Below are 15,066 nucleotides of genomic sequence, written 5' to 3'. Positions count from 1 at the left end.
CGCAAAGTCGCTCACCACCCCGCAGACCCGGCGCTGCAGCTCGCCGTTGTACCACACCAACAGCTCGCACGGCTGGTCCAGCACGGCGCCAAAGTCGATGTCGGGCTGGGCACTCGCCAGCTCCAAACGCAGGTTGAACGGCCGGTTCAGCGCTTCATCCAGCGCAAACTCGGCCACCACGAAGGTGCTTTCGGGCAGGGCCCCTACCTTGACGGTGAATTGTAATCCTGTGCTGTCTGCCATGAAGCGCTCCTTAACCTGCCTTGTCCGCTGCCCGAACCAATCACTACTCCGCCGCAACCGACGGCAGTGCCGGTCACTGCGATGGGTTGGCCGCCACACCGTAAAGTACGCAAGCGACCAGAGCTGCTGTGCGGATAGAGGGAATTGTCGGATTTATCGTAAGGGGCCAGCGGCTCGTCCTGCCGGGACGCCAATTTGCCACCGAGGGAACGCTCAGAGCTGACTGAAATCACGGGAGATGGGAAAAGCCCATCGTGATCGATGAGCACGTCACCGGACGATGCAATGGTGGAACACATAACGACTGGCCTCTATTGTGCTTTGCAATAAGGTCGGCTCGCAGCCATATGGCAAAACACAAAAGCTCCGACCGCATCCAGCTGAACGGGTCGGAGAAAACTTGCACTGGCCTGACGATGGCTGACACTGCCATCACCAGGCCATGGGGTGCACTACAAGGAATAACGGCAATAAGAGATCGAGAATTAGGCCTCGATCGGTGCTCGCCAGTCATCCGCACCAGAAGTACCGGCAACGGTGTGCTCCCAGTCAATCTTGCGATAGGCCAGAGAGACCTGGATCAGCTGGGTGAAGTCAGACTTCGCCGGATCCTGGCAGTGCGGCATCTGGCAGTCGATGTCGACGATGGTGGCATCGGTCAGCACGGTAGAGAAGAAGTGCTCCTGCTTGCCCTCGACGGAGGTGCGGTACCACTTCAGGGTTACTTTCGGCAGCATTTCGCCGGAGGCCAGGGAGTTGTACATCAGAGGCACGGCTTTGTTCAGGGCCACGGTGAACTTGAACGGCTTGTGGACGCGCTGACCAGCAGGCTGACCGGATTGCGGATCGGTCGGTACGGTGACGACGTGTTGGAACTCTTGCACCAGCATCTCGTCTTCGTGGCCCTGCACGAAGATGTTGCCGACGGAATCGGAAGTGAAGGCACCGGCGGTGATATTGCCCTGGGTTTTACCTTCGATGCTGATATAACATGGAGTTGGCATGAGTTTGCTCCTGATTGGTTGAACGGTAATGACACTCGACCAAACCAGTTAGCAGCGACCATGCCACTCTTTTTTATCCATATTTTTCAATGTATTAAGTGATAATCAAGTAAGCTGGTCTGATGCGTGGCGCAAAAGGTTGCAATCAACAGGTTATTGCACCATAAATTCTTGCACATGCAGTGGAACATCTTGCCATCTACGCAACGAGTTGCTTGCCACAAACAGAATCACTGCTCCTCATCCACATTGGCCACCAGCGCCATCTCCACGTTCAACCTGACCACCCCCTGTTTCAATGCCCATGAGATGGCCTGGCTCTTGCTGCTCGCCCCCAGCTTGTTGACCACATTGTTCAGATGAAACGTCACGGTACGGGGCGTGATCCCGAGGATCTGGGCAATATCGCTCACCTGCTTGCCCTCCGCCGTCCAGCGACACACCTCCAGCTCCCGCAAACTCAACGCATCATGCGGTGACTGCCCCGCCAGACAGACCCGGGCCACCGCCTCAAAGATATGCATGGAGAGCCAACTGATAAAGGGCACCGCAGAGAGCCACTGCTGCCTGGTGCGAGGCATGCTGGTAATAAAGGAGAGCAGGGCATGGGCTCACGGCTATACCTCTGCAAACCCGGTGGATGTGGTGAGTCACTTACTACCGGCCCAACCCAACAAATCAGTGAGGGTTGAACACCAACCCGCGATGCCTTGGCGTGATATCCCCACCTTTGTACAAAAGCACCTTAGAACGGAGCATCAATACGATGTAACCCGCTCAATGCTAGAGTTCTTTATCCTGACTGCTTGCCGTTCAGGTGAAGTCAGAGCCATGAAGTGGTCAGAAGTCGATCTGGAGGCAAGGGTCTGGACCCTACCAGACGAAGCGTATGAAAGCCAAGCAACAACATCGCGTTCCGTTATCTCTTCGCGCCGTCGAAATCCTGAAGGGATTAAGGGGATTGCATGACGCGTTGGTATTCCCATCCCCCAGAGATCAGGTACCGCTCTCAGACACAGTGTTGACGATGTTTCTGAGAAGAGCTAAAGCGGAGAGCTGTACTCCTGGCAGAATGGCAACTGCTCATGGCTTTCGTTCCAGCTTTCGAGACTGGTACAGCGAGCAGGGCTATGCGTGGGATCTCGCTGAACGAGCGTTAGCCTATACAGTGCAGAACAAGGTCGAAGCTGCATACCACCATACTGATTTGCTCGATCAGCGGCGTCCTATGATGGATTCGTGGGCTGAGTTTGTGGCAGGTTATTTGCCAACTGAATAAGAAGAAAGCGGCCAAATGGCCGCTTTCTTCTATGTTCTTTTTTTTAGCTTTTCTTGGCGGGCGATGACATCTTACCAAACCAGTGCTCCGACAGCTTCTGAGCCTGCTTTACTTCTGGTTTGGTCATCGTAACCTCCAGCTCGTCACGGGCCTGTACTGCTTCGGTCATCCCTTCGGTGGCGGCCAATGAGAACCAAGCATAGGCATGTATCCGGTTACGCGGTGCCCCCAGACCTTTCTCACGCAGTGTTCCCATTCGGTATTGAGCCATTCGGTCACCTTGCTGAGCGGCCAAGCGATATTGCTTAAGGGCCAGTGCGTAATTCTCTTTGCCACCTTGCCCCAGACGCAACATTTCGCCGTAAGCATATTGCGCTGCAGTGTGTCCTTGTTGGGCAGCCTTGGCATAGCTGGCTCTCGCTTGTTCCAGTGTCCCTTGCTCCTGCAGTAGTGCTGCCAGATCGAACCATGCCTTGGTCACGCCACCGTCAGCAGCACGCGTTAACCAGTGGATCTGCCGCTTCCTGTCTACCTGCTGCAAACTCAACTGATATTCGGCCTCATGGGAGCCGTGTCCAGCGGCCAGCTCCAGCCAGTAGCGACCCAAAGCAGGGTCTGATGATACCAACTCCCCAGCCAGATAAGCTATGCCGAGCCAGAGTTCAGCCTCGGCAGAACCAGCACTAGCTGCTCGTTGATAGGCCGCAAAAGCATCAGTAGGTGCTGCCTGTTTGGCTTGCAGTAACAAAGCGTCAGGTTGCTGCTGGGCAGCAGCCTTATCATTCCAGCCTTGGGCGAGATCTGGGCGTTTAGCAACCCCTTTACCTTGCGCATATCGCTCACCCAGCAGGTACTGAGCATCACGGTTACCCAGTTCTGCCGCCTTCTCGAGCCACTTGATGGCATCAGTATCTGCACCCGGTTGCTGGCTGTACCAACGGGCCAGCACCAACTGAGCTTCAGCATGATCCTGCTTGGCCGCTTGCTCGAACCAGTCGAGGCATTCACTCACCAGTTTGCCTTGATGCTGCTCTTGGCACATCAGCCCCAGCCGATAGTTGGCCTGGGTGTTGCCAAGGCGAGCTGAACGCCGCCACCACTGAGTAGCGAGCGCAGGATCCTTGGGCTCCCCGAGCCCGGCCTGATACCAGTCACCGACTTGCCAGGCAGCATTGGCGCGGATCTTTTGATCGGCGGCCAAGGGGCCTGACTGCTGTGAAGCCTGCTGCATCCAGTGCATGGCATTAGGGTAATCAGGTTGCTTGGCCAGGCGTTTGGCCAGCTCATACTGGGCAAGGCCATCCCCCTGCTTTGCGGCTTGGGATAATTCGGCGTCAGTGCGTGGGGCAGTGGAAGAACAGCCTGCAAGCATGCTGGCTGCCAGTGCCAACCATAAGGCTTGATGTGTCATGGAAAAAATCTTCGCTGAGTTAAAAGGTGACGGATGGTGCACTCGATATGCTACACGGCTACCTGATAGGCACAAAGCTGATACAGTTCCTTCCCTGGCAATCCACGTTTTAGGATATAACGAGATCGGTACAAACAGCACCAGGATAATCAGAAGCCAGGTTTACATTCATAAGGTTGTGTTGCGTCGAGTTTAAGACGACTTTTTGTCAGCCACTGTTTTGTGAAATCGTCATCAGGCATCAAAATTTTTCCATTTTCTGCAACCTTTAGCTTAAATGCTCCATTGGAATAGAGTGTAATAACCCTGTTATTCCCTTTCCCTTCGACAACATACCCTGCATTAATAAAATCATAAAGGGCCATTCCAGCCTTACAAAAGGTCAGTGATTTTGCTAGCGCGTCATGATCTTCATTGACATATACACCTTCCAGCCACTGAGGTTCCTCACCTTTAACCAGAGCAGAAAACAGAGTGAGAGATATAACTAGTGTGTTTAGATAGCGCTTTTTCATAAAAAGTCACCTGTGTAATTAAATTATCGCCACTTCAAAAGCGGATGGATTTAAAGAAGGCGCGAACAAGTGGGCCATACCTTCACCATGACCCCCTGCCACATTTAAATACTCATTACTCCGAGATTCTAACTTTTTACTGCCAAAACCGGTCTTTTAATCGAGTAGGTAGGGACGACGCCCGTTACCTGCCTTGGGATAGGCGAGTTCGATGAACTCTCTATCCGCAAAGGTGAGCTGGTGACTCATGCTGAACCTCATCCATGATGCCAAGTGAGGCTAACGATCTCACATCAGGGACTTGCTCGCACCTTCCCTAGCCACTACATCTAGCATATTCTTCTAGAAGATGTTTCACTCTTTTTAAGAACAGTGACTTGTCTTTTATTTCATATTCAAAAGTAAAATTCACTTCAGAAAAAATAACATCAACAACATTCACCTTACCACTTACAATAAAGTCAATAGACTGAATAACTTTATCTCTATTAGCTGGCTTGTATTCCAAAAACCAAGGCTTGAGGATAGCATCTGAAATAGTTCGCAGGTCACCTTCAATATTTAAATTATTACTTTTAATAAGTAAATAATCATCGTCACTTATTACTTCCTCATCAAGAGCAGAAAGAAAACCTACTAATGTAGAAATTTCATTTTGAGTTTTCAAATCAAGTTTCCTCATTATCCCCCCCATACAGGATAGGCGGTGATTGCTTGCCCATTTGGAGTCAAAATCACTGTTGCCGTACTTGAAGTACCATATGTCGGGCCTGTTTTACTATACCCTTCTCCGATTCTTCTTCCATACGGGATTATAGCTTTATTCACAACACCACCTGATTGTTTCTGAATAGTTTGCGCTCGTTGTATGGCATTTAACTGATCTCTGTGACTATCAAATCGAGTTGCTGCTGACGGTATATGCTGCTGAACCCCTGTAGTAGGATTCACTCCATTAGTCGCTCGTCCAAGTTGAGATTCTAAGGACGTTTGGGCACCATGTCTCTCAAGGAAGTGAGATTTTGGATTCATACTTTCCATTTCTTGTAAACGTCTATGTGCATTAGCCTCCGCAAGCTCATTTATTCTTGCTTGTCTTTGTTCCCTAGTAAGGCTTGCCGGACATCCCGCCAACCCCAGTGGATCCACCCACTCCAGCGGATTATGCACATATCCCTGTGGCCTTAATCCCCCCGCAAAACCTATCGGGTCTGACGAGATATATTGCCCCAACTCCGGGTCAAAGTAACGGTGCCGGTTGTAATACACCCCCGTCTCCTGGTCATAAATCTGACCCTGATAGCGCAGCTCACAATAAGTTTCTTCGTTGGCTGCATCCCCAAGAAAGCGTCTTAGATGTTGTGGGATAACATCGGTTCGATGGTTGCCCCACAGCCGCTGTTCACCGCGCCAGATAATGTCACCGGCTTCGCTGCACAGCTCGCGGGCAGTGCCCGCCACGTCCGTCACGATATAGTGCAGACGCTCTTCCTGTTCTCCGGTTTCCCACTGGGCCAGCGGCCTGAAGCTGCCCGGCTCATAGACCCACTGTACCTGACGGGCGGCGTTGCCATCGGCCCGGTAGCTTTGTTGCTGCACCAGCTGGTCACTGTCCCAGCGATAGTGGACGCGGGTTATCGCGGTGAGTTGGCTCACCTGCCCCTCCCGCTCCTTGCCGGTACGCCGACCAAAGGGGTCGTAACGGTAACGCCAGCGGCTGCCATCGGGCAAAATGACCCGTTGCAGGCGGTCAAAGCCATCCCACTCAAATTGGGTGGTCTGGGGTCGGAAACCGGGGCGTGATACCACCTTCTCACTGAGCCGTCCGCACTTGTCGTAGCGGTACTGATTTTGCCCTATCTGGCTGACCCGGCCCGCAGCGTCATAACGGCGCAGGGGCTCGGCCTGCGCCTGCTGGCTGGACAGTGGTTGCCCATCGCTGGGCAGAATATGGGAGAGCTCGCAGAGGTTCAGCTCGCTGTCATAACCAAATAGCCGGGCCTGACGCTCGTGACCGCGCTTGCTGCGCTCGGCCACCACCTGACCGTTGCCATTGAGCTTCCAGCCTTACTCATACCGGTTGCTTGTAAAAAAACGCCAGCGTGATACTGGCGTTGGATTTAATAAAAATCATGTTTTATGTTCATTTAAGACTCAACTATAAACATATTCAACTACGCATGTGTGTAGAAGGATTATTTACGGCATCCTCCTTTTTATTTTCGGCAATAGTTCCTCTATGGTTCTTCCGTATGCTTTACAATATTCAGAGAAACCATTTTGCAATGGGATTATTTTAAATCCTTTTAATGCTGCGTCTTCAAGAGCAATCTTGACTCTCTCATTGATAATGATAAAGCGACCTAAATAGCTTGTATCTAGGAATTGAAAATAGTCATACTGTGCGACAGCATCAGTTAATATTATTTCACCTAGTGGCACCAATTCTTTTCTTCTGCCCTCTGCATGAACAGACTTGTCCTTATCATAAAACGAGAAGTTATTATCTAATTGATTTCCTTTATCCCATCTTCCTCTGAAAAATGCAATATAGTTAAACTTTAGAGGCTGTTCTATGCCCGCCATCCAAATCGACAATGGCTTGACGATAGAGGGAGACGATCTAAAAGTCTGCATGACAGATGCGAATCTTTCAGAGAATAAATGACCGTCATGTTCTCTATAGTCGAAAAATAAATCCTCATGTTCATCAAAATTTAGATAAACCTTGCTGTTAATGATTTTATCCGTATCATGCGGGAAGGACACTGTACCTGATGACTCGAAAGGAATGTTTCTCCCAGGCATGACATCAAGGACGCCGGGTAAAAACTTGGTCTCAGTATAATCATTCATCAAGAAGAAATATTTTTCTTTCATCAATCGAGTCTCCCCTTGCAATTTTTAGACACATTTCCAGACCATATATCTCGTTTCAATTGCATTTGCTCTTTTCTGACGGCTATTCTAGCTTCATCTTTAGACAAGACTCCAGCTTTATATTCATCTCTAATCGTCGTTATTCTATTATTTACGTCCTTACTATATGTATCATGCTTTGAGCTGTGGAAAACAGGCATCCCCTTGCCTACATCGTTTTTAAACGCCGATTCACTACCAGGAATAAAAATCCCGTTCTCAATACTATCACGCCTACCGCCAAGGCCTATTTCATTGAAAAAGCTCTTGTTACTTTCCCATACTTTAACAGGTATTACATGGTGAGCAGATAGCTGGTCTCCCGCTACACCGCCCATATTTTTATTTAGCAGCGTACTATTCAAGCCAAGTGGATCCACCCACTCTAGCGGGTTATGTACATATCCTTGGGGCCTCAGCCCTCCTGCAAAACCTATCGGGTCTGGCGAGATATATTGCCCCAACTCAGGATCAAAGTAACGGTGCCGGTTGTAGTAAAGCCCCGTCTCCTGGTCATAAATCTGCCCCTGATAGCGCAGCTCGCAGTAGGTCTCTTCGTTGGCTGCATCCCCAAGGAAGCGTCTGAGCGGTTGTGGGATAACATCGGTTCGATGGTTGCCCCACAGCCGCTGTTCACCACGCCAGATAATGTCACCAGTCTCACTGCACAGCTCGCGGGCGGTGCCCGCCACATCCGTCACGATATAGTGCAGACGTTCTTCCTGTTCACCGGCCTCCCACTGGGCCAGTGGCCTGAAGCTGCCCGGCTCATAGACCCACTGTACCTGACGGGCGGCGTTGCCATCGGCCCGGTAGCTTTGTTGCTGCACCAGCTGATCACCGTCCCAGCGATAGTGGACGCGGGTTATCGCGGTGAGTTGGCTCACCTGACCCTCCCGCTCCTTGCCGATACGCCGACCAAAGGGGTCGTAGCGGTAACGCCAGCGGCTACCATCGGGCAAAATGACCCGTTGCAAGCGGTCGTGGGCATCCCATTGAAATTGCGAGGTCTGGGGCCGAAAGCCGGGCCGTGATACCACTTTTTCACTGAGGCGACCGCATTTGTCGTAGCGGTATTGATTGGGCCCTATCTGACTGACTCGGCCCGCAGCATCATAACGGCGCAAGGGCTCGGCCTGCGCCTGCTGGCTGGATAGTGGTTGCCCATCACTGGGCAGAATATGGGAGAGCTCGCAGAGGTTCAGTTCGCTGTCATAGCCAAACAGCCGGGCCTGACGCTCGTGACCGCGCTTGCTGCGCTCGGCCACCACCTGACCGTTGCCATTGAGTTTCCAGCCCTGTTCGCCCCAGTGGCTGTCGTTAACCCCAACCAGGCGGTCAAGGGCATCATATTGGTAGTGACGTGACAGTGTGTCTGGCACAGCGCCACTCGCAGGTACCAGGGATTGAGAGAGCAAAAGCCCGGTGGAGCTCCACCCTTGATTGAGGGCAAACCCGGCCTCGCTCTGGCGCACCTGCTCACGCCCTTGACGGTCGTGGGCAAACTGCAGGGGCTGGCGGCTGCCCACGGTGAGCTGGGTCAGTCGCCCTTGCTGCCAGGACAGCCCCAGCGGCGCCAGCAAGCCGGTGATGGCCTCACGCTGGCCCGCCTCGCCATAATGGCTCTCTATCGTCTCGCCATTGACGCGCTCGCAGACCACCCGGCCCAGTGCATCCCACTCGTATTCCACCACCGCATCGGCGTTGCTGGCCCGCAGCAGACGACCGGCGGCATCATAAGCAAAGTGGGTTTCACTCTCTTTTGCCCTCGCCGTCGGGTCACTATGCTCGCCCTGGGCACGCCAGGCTTCAATTCGAGCCAGTCGCCCCAACACATCATAGTGATAGTGCAGCTCGCGATTATCCGGTGCCCGGCGCAGTATTAACTGTCCCGCCACATCGTAACGGTAGTCATAGCGACGTCCGTCATAGTGCACTTCCGTTGCGACCCGGCCGCAGGCATCAAACTCATAGCGCCAGTGATGCCCCTGACTGTTGGTGACACCGGCAAAATCGCTCTCGGCGTTGTAGTGATAGCGGGTAGTGGCACCCAGCGGGTCGGTTACGCTCTGAAGGTTGTCAAAGGCGCCATAGGTCAGTTGGTGGTGATGGCCCAGCGCATCGGTCAGCCGAACCAGATTGCCTTCGATGTCGTAATCAAAGCGACTCTCGGTACCATCTTCATAGATGACCTTGCTGGGTTGCCGGGCGTGGTGACGATACTCCCAGCGACGTACCAGAGCACCTTGTTCACCCTCTTGATAACGGGCGACCAGACGGTCTTGCTGGTCATAGACAAACCACCAGGGGGCGCCAATAGCTGGCTCGTAGCGAACCGGCAAGCCTTGTTCCCCATAATACCACTGGCTGCGCTGACCGACCGGGTCGGTCACCGCGGCCAGCAAACCCTGAGGAGTATATTCATGACGCCAGCACTGCCCCAGCGGGTTAGTCACTCCTTCAACGAGCCCCTGAGAGTTATAGCTGTATTGCCAAGGCTGGCCGAGCGGATCGATATAGGCCAGCAGCCTGCCCGCATCATCGTAGCCATAACGGTGGGCACTGCCATCGGGCAAGGTCACGCACGTCACTTGCCCCCACGCGTTGCGTTCAAACTCGGTGCGCTGACCTAGAGGATTAACCCGTGCCGCCAACTGATTGTTCACCCACTCGAAGCGGGTCTCGCCGCCATCCGGTTCACGGCGCAGCAGGATGTTGTTGCGCTCATCGCGCACATAGGCGGTGACGCCACCAAAACCGCTGTGGTAATAGCTGGTGAGATTGGCATCGTCATAACGGAAATGGTCTTTCCAATAGCCGTCCGCACAGCGGTTAGCCAGACAGCGGCCTTGCGAGTCATAGTCGTGTTCGACCCAGGTTTGGGCTAGGTCACTCCATCGGGTGAGCCACCCTTGCGGTGAGTATTGGTAATCAAAGCTTCGCCCGGCACCGGCTCTGACCCGCAGCAAGGCGCCGCTCTCGTCATATTCATAACGGGAAAGCTCGCGAGGTGGGTCAAACTCCGACACCACCAGGGTAAGAGCAGAGACATTGCGCCCCTGATGACTGACCCGAATATAGCGACCATCGGCCAACAAGACGCGCACCAGGCGACCCCGTTCCCACACCCAACGTACCCGGTTGCCGCAGGCATCACTCATAGATGTGAGATAAAGGTGGGGGCCACGGGCATGCTCGAAGCCATAACGACGACCATCCAGATGGTGCAACTGCAGCAGACCTTCGAAGCGGGTCAACCGCCACTCCGGGTTGGAGGGGCTGTGTGCCCACTCACCTTCATCAGGTAGGGTAAAGAAGGCCTGGTTGAACTCGCCATCGGTGAAGATGGCCATGCCCTCTTGCAACTCCAGCGACATGTCCCATTCCGTCCGCCAAAGGGTCCCCAGGATACCCGGACGACGTTGTCCCCCCGAGCGGTAGTAACGGGTCAATCCGACCGGCAACACGCTGGCCAGGCGCCAATCCTCCCGTCGCTCGAACACGAAACCGGTGGCCATATCGACTGGCTCACCTTTCTCTTGGCATGTCTTGTTGGTTGCACAATTATTGCCATCTGCCTGCCCCGCTCGGGTCTTTTCGGCTGGTGGTTTACCTGCATCATGTCCCTCACCCTTGTTACGACCGGCATTAAAACCTTCGGGCAATTCGGCTCGCCCCTTCGCCCGAGGTGAACCGGTGACACGGGTCACCACCTTGCCAATAAACTCGTCAAACTTCGCTGCGATATAAGCAAGAGATGCCTCAAATTTTGCCGAGAGCTTTTCCAGTGCATGGATAATTCCGGTGATTTGTTCCTTCATCATCGCTATCAACCAGCGGTTGCTGGCCGGGTCTATCAGCATTTTTTTCAATGCTGCAATTACCTGCTGCAAAATAGCTTTGGCTTTTTGACCATATGTTTTTATCTGGGCACGCAGATCCATCAATCCTTTGATCAGGTTGCCATTTGACAGACTACGAATGGTTTTGATGGCAAATTGGATGGATTTTCTATCACCTAGCTTCAGCGCCCTAATAATAGCCTTACCACTGACCTTGATGGCATCTCCAAGGCCAGGAATAATACCAATCAAGCACAATGCACCCTCTGCGAGATGCATATTATCATCCAACTTTGCCGGTGCTTTGTAAGTGTCATAACTCCAATCACCTATGGCATAGAGATCCATGACTTGACCCACCACAGGTACAAACCCGAGCAACACTTCACATACCAGAAGCACCGCTTCATTACTACTGGCCTTGTCACCCAATTCAGCAGCAAGACTGTGGTGTATTTTGTTGACAGCAACTTTAAGATTGCGACTACCTCTGTTTATCTTTTTATCGAGTTCCCAGAAGCGCTTGTACGCTTTATTATATTTATCCGGCACGCTATTGAATATTCCACCAAACATGCCAACATCATCAACATCCACCTCATCAGCACTGCTGTCTGAAGCATCGTATTCAATCAACCCTTGCTGTCGCAAAATGAGAAAGAGTGTGAAGTATTCACCAGCCAGCGCAGCATAAGCTGGATTGGATTGAAATACCGGGTTGTTTTGTAGCGTTTCCTTGGGTTTAAATTCGTCACTCCCCTCTTCCAATAACAACTCAAAGGTGCCACATCCCATATCATAAATTCGACACAGCCCCTTGCTATCGGTTTTGCCTTTAATTACGGTCTTGTTACTATCAGTCAGGACAAATGGAGCATTAGGAACGGGTTTTCCATCATCATAGTGATAATGAATAATCACTTCGCAACCACATTTTACGCAACCACCAGAGATGATGTTATCGGTTGAGAATTTTTTTTTGGCTGCTTCATCACTGGACAGCAAACTCGCCGTTTTATTTTTACTCATGATTCCCTCAACCTATCCCTTGTCCAACTCGCAAAGTGCTTGCTCAAATAACCTGTCCATGCGGCTCTGTTGCCCAATCAATTCTGCAGGTTCTGCCATGATTTTTTTTGCCCAGGGAAGCGCCATAAATTCCGCAGGCATTTCCAGCTTTAGACTCAAAAAGCGAATGACATCCTGCTGATTTTTGAACCCATGGGAGAACGCCTCTTGTTCGCCGTCTTTGATAAAAGAGAATAATTGCTCTGGTTGCCACCCCTTAACCACCGGATGATGCGCCTGGATATGTGCGACATACTCATCGTGTGCAATGCTGTCTGACAGCGAGTTCAATGCAGTCCACTGTACGGGTGATAACTGTTGCGGTGAATGCCCAGCGAGGTCATGTTCGACCCGGTCAATAATCTGGATATACTCACAACTCCCCTCCGGTGACATATCAATGATGGTGGCGATGGGACCAAACAGCGCAGTGGTCTCAGCAGGGGAGCTTGCCATCAAGAGGGGTTTGACCACCTGCCAATCACTGAGCCGCAAGATGGCAGTTTCATCTTCAGGGGTTGTTATCCAGGACCACTGGCGCAGATGTGCCAGCAATGCTTGCAACTGTTGTAGCGGCGTATAGGCCAACATGAACCAGTCGAGTTGTAGCAGCAGTCCCCAGCCTGGTTGATGGATGATAAGGCGCTGGAGTTCTGGCCAATTTCGTCGATGAACGGGGATGAGATAAGGGGAAATAGTGCTATGCAGCTTTCCCGTCTCTCCCCAATACAACCGGGTCTGCTCAAGGCTACCGCCCCATTTTTCTGCCAGGCTAGGCACAGCCTCGTTGATGGCCGCTTCGGCAAACATGAACAAACCTTGCCCATCAAGCAACTGCTGCAACTCATCATCCCGATACTTGCCAGATATCATCACCTTGTTTGCCTTCACGTCTTACGCTCCTTTGTCGTCAGCCAGGCCAAACATCCATTCACGTCGATGGAAGTGGGTCCGTGAATCACTGACCAGCGCGGCATCCATTTTGAATTTTTTAATGGCCATCGATAACGAATAGTGAGAAACCAATTTAATAAACTGAGGGTGCCGATAATAATCCGAACCTATGATCCAGCGGTGTGCCGACCAGGACTCCCACTCATCTTCAGATGCAGCAGGATAAAACTCATTTGCCAAAAGAATACCGCTTATGAAGCGCTGCTCTAGCCATGTTATATCCAGCAAAAATGGATAGTATTCACTGGCTCTAACGAATAAAGCTTTGGTCAAATATTGGTAACGTGCTTGGTTGGTCAGTACGCGATAAGCCTCGGCGCTCAACCTGTTTTCATATACATGCAACGGTATATTTTGAGACGAAGCTGACGTACTAATACACTCAAACTGTGAGCTTGAATAACATGTATCGACCACTTCGGGAATATATATCTCCCCAAAAGGCGATTCAAACCGCTGCCTCATTGACACATCAGCCATTGACAGCCAAGTTTTTAGCGTAGCCGGTTCATGAAAGGGGAAGAAGAAATGCCGACCATCGGGATAAACACAAGTATGACGATGTAAGCAAGCTTGCTGTATGTCGTCTATTTCGGCTGTTGCCGTGAACAACACAACCCCCGTACCAGGGTAGTGTTGATGGGATAAAAGCCATAACAACAGGCTTTCTGTTGCTGAACCTTCTTTTATAGAGATCAATAGTAATTCAGTAACCGGATAGCACTGCACACCATAGTCATTGGGCAATAGCCGCCACTCTTCTTGGCATTGTCGATACAGAGTTTTCCAATAAGCCATGCAGTCATCGAACCTACTGACATCAATAATGGCATATACATTGGCAGCCTCATTCCTGACTATGTCGAATATAGGTAATGACATTAGAACTGATTGCCTAGTTATTAAATTAATTGGAGGTGTTTATCACATCTAAACATGACAAATAACTTAGTGATGAGAAGATCGATAATGAGAGTGGGTGTATGGTGTCGGTGAAGTCACAGAAAATATTACCTTCAATGTCGAGGTTATAGGGCAGTCTTTCCTGCCCCATTTGTCTCACATCACTATATCTTCTCTCCTCGGGCCCAACGTTCGCGTACTTCGGCAGGTGTCAACGGGGGAAATTTAATACCTTTATCTACCAAGAACTGTTTTACCTTAAGCGCCCAAGGATACTGAGGAGATGACTTGTCCATAAGTGACAGACTGTCTTCCACCGAGAAAGCCAAATCAGAGCCCCCGCTATCTCTCATCCGGTAATCAGCTCCATGCTGTAGCAGCCAATAAACAACTTCATATTGATTGATATAGGCTCCATACAATGCGCTATTACTGCCTGGACCATCGGTCAGGTTAAGATCCGCACCACGTTCCACCAATAGCTTGATGTCTGCCCAACGCGCCTCTCCGATAGCATTGAAGATGGCAGGTTCATGATCACCATTGAATGAGTTAGGGTCGCCACCGGCATCCAGCATCATTCTTAGTAAGTTGGGGTATTTAGAGCCGGCGACCATAGCAACACAATTGCCCCCAGTACCAAATTTGAAATTGGGATCTGCTCCCAACTTCAATGCCAGCTGAATGGCTTTTTCATCTTTAGTGTTGATCAACCAAAGCAATGGGGTTGCTCCCGGTGGCTCCGTATCTCTAATATTTAGATCAACTCCTTGTTCCATTAACCGCCGCGCCGTCGTTTCATTACCACGCTGGATGGCATCCAGAACTTTCACTACTGGGGCAGGGAAAAACTCATTGGCTTGCATACTTTTCCCTCCTACCTGACACGCAAATAACATGCTCAGTATGGCGCCCCAGACACTCGTCA

Annotated in this window: 14 protein-coding genes; 1 reads left to right on the top strand and 13 read right to left on the bottom strand. The window is 51.4% G+C overall.

The window, feature by feature from the left end; all coding sequences use genetic code 11:
• The 4 genes from ACB033_RS22295 to ACB033_RS22280 all read right to left on the bottom strand — a co-directional run.
• Positions 1–243, bottom strand: a 243-nt coding sequence (locus ACB033_RS22295) for a contractile injection system protein, VgrG/Pvc8 family (RefSeq protein ID WP_371140613.1), incomplete at its 3' end; no start/stop codon positions are given.
• Positions 204–542 (bottom strand): hypothetical protein, encoded by a 339-nt coding sequence (locus ACB033_RS22290; RefSeq protein WP_139725367.1) that lies wholly within the window; start codon positions 540–542, stop codon positions 204–206. The genes ACB033_RS22290 and ACB033_RS22295, both read right to left, overlap by 40 nt.
• Positions 543–728: 186 nt before the next feature.
• The gene (gene hcp1 / locus ACB033_RS22285) at positions 729–1,247 is read right to left on the bottom strand and encodes a type VI secretion system effector Hcp1 (RefSeq protein WP_010634822.1); all 519 of its coding nucleotides are present in this window, start codon (positions 1,245–1,247) and stop codon (positions 729–731) included.
• A gap of 230 nt (positions 1,248–1,477) precedes the next feature.
• On the bottom strand, positions 1,478–1,771 hold the full coding sequence (locus ACB033_RS22280) for a helix-turn-helix transcriptional regulator (protein WP_275056028.1): 294 nt from the start codon (positions 1,769–1,771) through the stop codon (positions 1,478–1,480).
• Positions 1,772–2,136: 365 nt separating this feature from the next.
• Here ACB033_RS22280 and ACB033_RS22275 point away from each other — a divergent pair, with 365 nt between their 5' ends.
• Positions 2,137–2,526: a tyrosine-type recombinase/integrase gene (locus ACB033_RS22275; RefSeq protein WP_240041757.1), complete on the top strand. Its 390-nt coding sequence runs from the start codon at positions 2,137–2,139 to the stop codon at positions 2,524–2,526.
• A gap of 43 nt (positions 2,527–2,569) precedes the next feature.
• Here ACB033_RS22275 and ACB033_RS22270 read toward each other — a convergent pair whose 3' ends face one another.
• From ACB033_RS22270 to ACB033_RS22230, 9 genes are all read right to left on the bottom strand, one after another.
• Positions 2,570–3,937 (bottom strand): tetratricopeptide repeat protein, encoded by a 1,368-nt coding sequence (locus ACB033_RS22270; protein WP_026140939.1) that lies wholly within the window; start codon positions 3,935–3,937, stop codon positions 2,570–2,572.
• Between the two features lie 149 nt (positions 3,938–4,086).
• Positions 4,087–4,452 carry a hypothetical protein gene (locus tag ACB033_RS22265; protein WP_139431454.1) on the bottom strand — a complete coding sequence of 122 codons (366 nt, stop codon included), beginning with the start codon at positions 4,450–4,452 and terminating at the stop codon, positions 4,087–4,089.
• A gap of 316 nt (positions 4,453–4,768) precedes the next feature.
• Positions 4,769–5,134 (bottom strand): hypothetical protein, encoded by a 366-nt coding sequence (locus tag ACB033_RS22260; protein ID WP_139431455.1) that lies wholly within the window; start codon positions 5,132–5,134, stop codon positions 4,769–4,771.
• Entirely contained in the window at positions 5,134–6,489 is a 1,356-nt protein-coding gene (locus ACB033_RS22255; protein ID WP_240041756.1) for an RHS repeat domain-containing protein, read from the bottom strand. The genes ACB033_RS22260 and ACB033_RS22255 overlap by 1 nt, the downstream gene beginning before the upstream one ends.
• 162 nt (positions 6,490–6,651) lie before the next feature.
• Entirely contained in the window at positions 6,652–7,332 is a 681-nt protein-coding gene (locus ACB033_RS22250) for an Imm43 family immunity protein (protein WP_029303276.1), read from the bottom strand.
• Positions 7,332–12,242 (bottom strand): RHS repeat-associated core domain-containing protein, encoded by a 4,911-nt coding sequence (locus ACB033_RS22245; protein ID WP_139725366.1) that lies wholly within the window; start codon positions 12,240–12,242, stop codon positions 7,332–7,334. The genes ACB033_RS22250 and ACB033_RS22245 overlap by 1 nt, the downstream gene beginning before the upstream one ends.
• 12 nt (positions 12,243–12,254) lie before the next feature.
• Positions 12,255–13,172 (bottom strand): DUF4123 domain-containing protein, encoded by a 918-nt coding sequence (locus ACB033_RS22240; protein ID WP_139725365.1) that lies wholly within the window; start codon positions 13,170–13,172, stop codon positions 12,255–12,257.
• A gap of 3 nt (positions 13,173–13,175) precedes the next feature.
• Positions 13,176–14,033: a hypothetical protein gene (locus tag ACB033_RS22235; RefSeq protein WP_157835378.1), complete on the bottom strand. Its 858-nt coding sequence runs from the start codon at positions 14,031–14,033 to the stop codon at positions 13,176–13,178.
• Positions 14,034–14,302: 269 nt separating this feature from the next.
• Positions 14,303–15,004 carry an ankyrin repeat domain-containing protein gene (locus ACB033_RS22230; protein WP_139725364.1) on the bottom strand — a complete coding sequence of 234 codons (702 nt, stop codon included), beginning with the start codon at positions 15,002–15,004 and terminating at the stop codon, positions 14,303–14,305.
• Between the last annotated feature and the right edge of the window lie 62 nt (positions 15,005–15,066).

The organism is Aeromonas sp. S15(2024), from assembly GCF_041402265.1.
Lineage (GTDB): Bacteria > Pseudomonadota > Gammaproteobacteria > Enterobacterales > Aeromonadaceae > Aeromonas > Aeromonas dhakensis.
The sequence above is the reverse complement of the archived record's forward strand: the minus strand, read 5'-3'. Positions and strand labels throughout refer to the sequence as shown.

Coding starts and splice junctions, on each gene's coding strand:
- ACB033_RS22290 (WP_139725367.1), bottom strand. CDS start 542: ATGTGTTCCACCATTGCATCGTCCGGTGACGTGCTCATCGATCACGAT.
- hcp1 (WP_010634822.1), bottom strand. CDS start 1,247: ATGCCAACTCCATGTTATATCAGCATCGAAGGTAAAACCCAGGGCAAT.
- ACB033_RS22280 (WP_275056028.1), bottom strand. CDS start 1,771: ATGCATATCTTTGAGGCGGTGGCCCGGGTCTGTCTGGCGGGGCAGTCA.
- ACB033_RS22275 (WP_240041757.1), top strand. CDS start 2,137: ATGAAAGCCAAGCAACAACATCGCGTTCCGTTATCTCTTCGCGCCGTC.
- ACB033_RS22270 (WP_026140939.1), bottom strand. CDS start 3,937: ATGACACATCAAGCCTTATGGTTGGCACTGGCAGCCAGCATGCTTGCA.
- ACB033_RS22265 (WP_139431454.1), bottom strand. CDS start 4,452: ATGAAAAAGCGCTATCTAAACACACTAGTTATATCTCTCACTCTGTTT.
- ACB033_RS22260 (WP_139431455.1), bottom strand. CDS start 5,134: ATGAGGAAACTTGATTTGAAAACTCAAAATGAAATTTCTACATTAGTA.
- ACB033_RS22250 (WP_029303276.1), bottom strand. CDS start 7,332: ATGAAAGAAAAATATTTCTTCTTGATGAATGATTATACTGAGACCAAG.
- ACB033_RS22245 (WP_139725366.1), bottom strand. CDS start 12,242: ATGAGTAAAAATAAAACGGCGAGTTTGCTGTCCAGTGATGAAGCAGCC.
- ACB033_RS22235 (WP_157835378.1), bottom strand. CDS start 14,033: ATGGCTTATTGGAAAACTCTGTATCGACAATGCCAAGAAGAGTGGCGG.
- ACB033_RS22230 (WP_139725364.1), bottom strand. CDS start 15,004: ATGCAAGCCAATGAGTTTTTCCCTGCCCCAGTAGTGAAAGTTCTGGAT.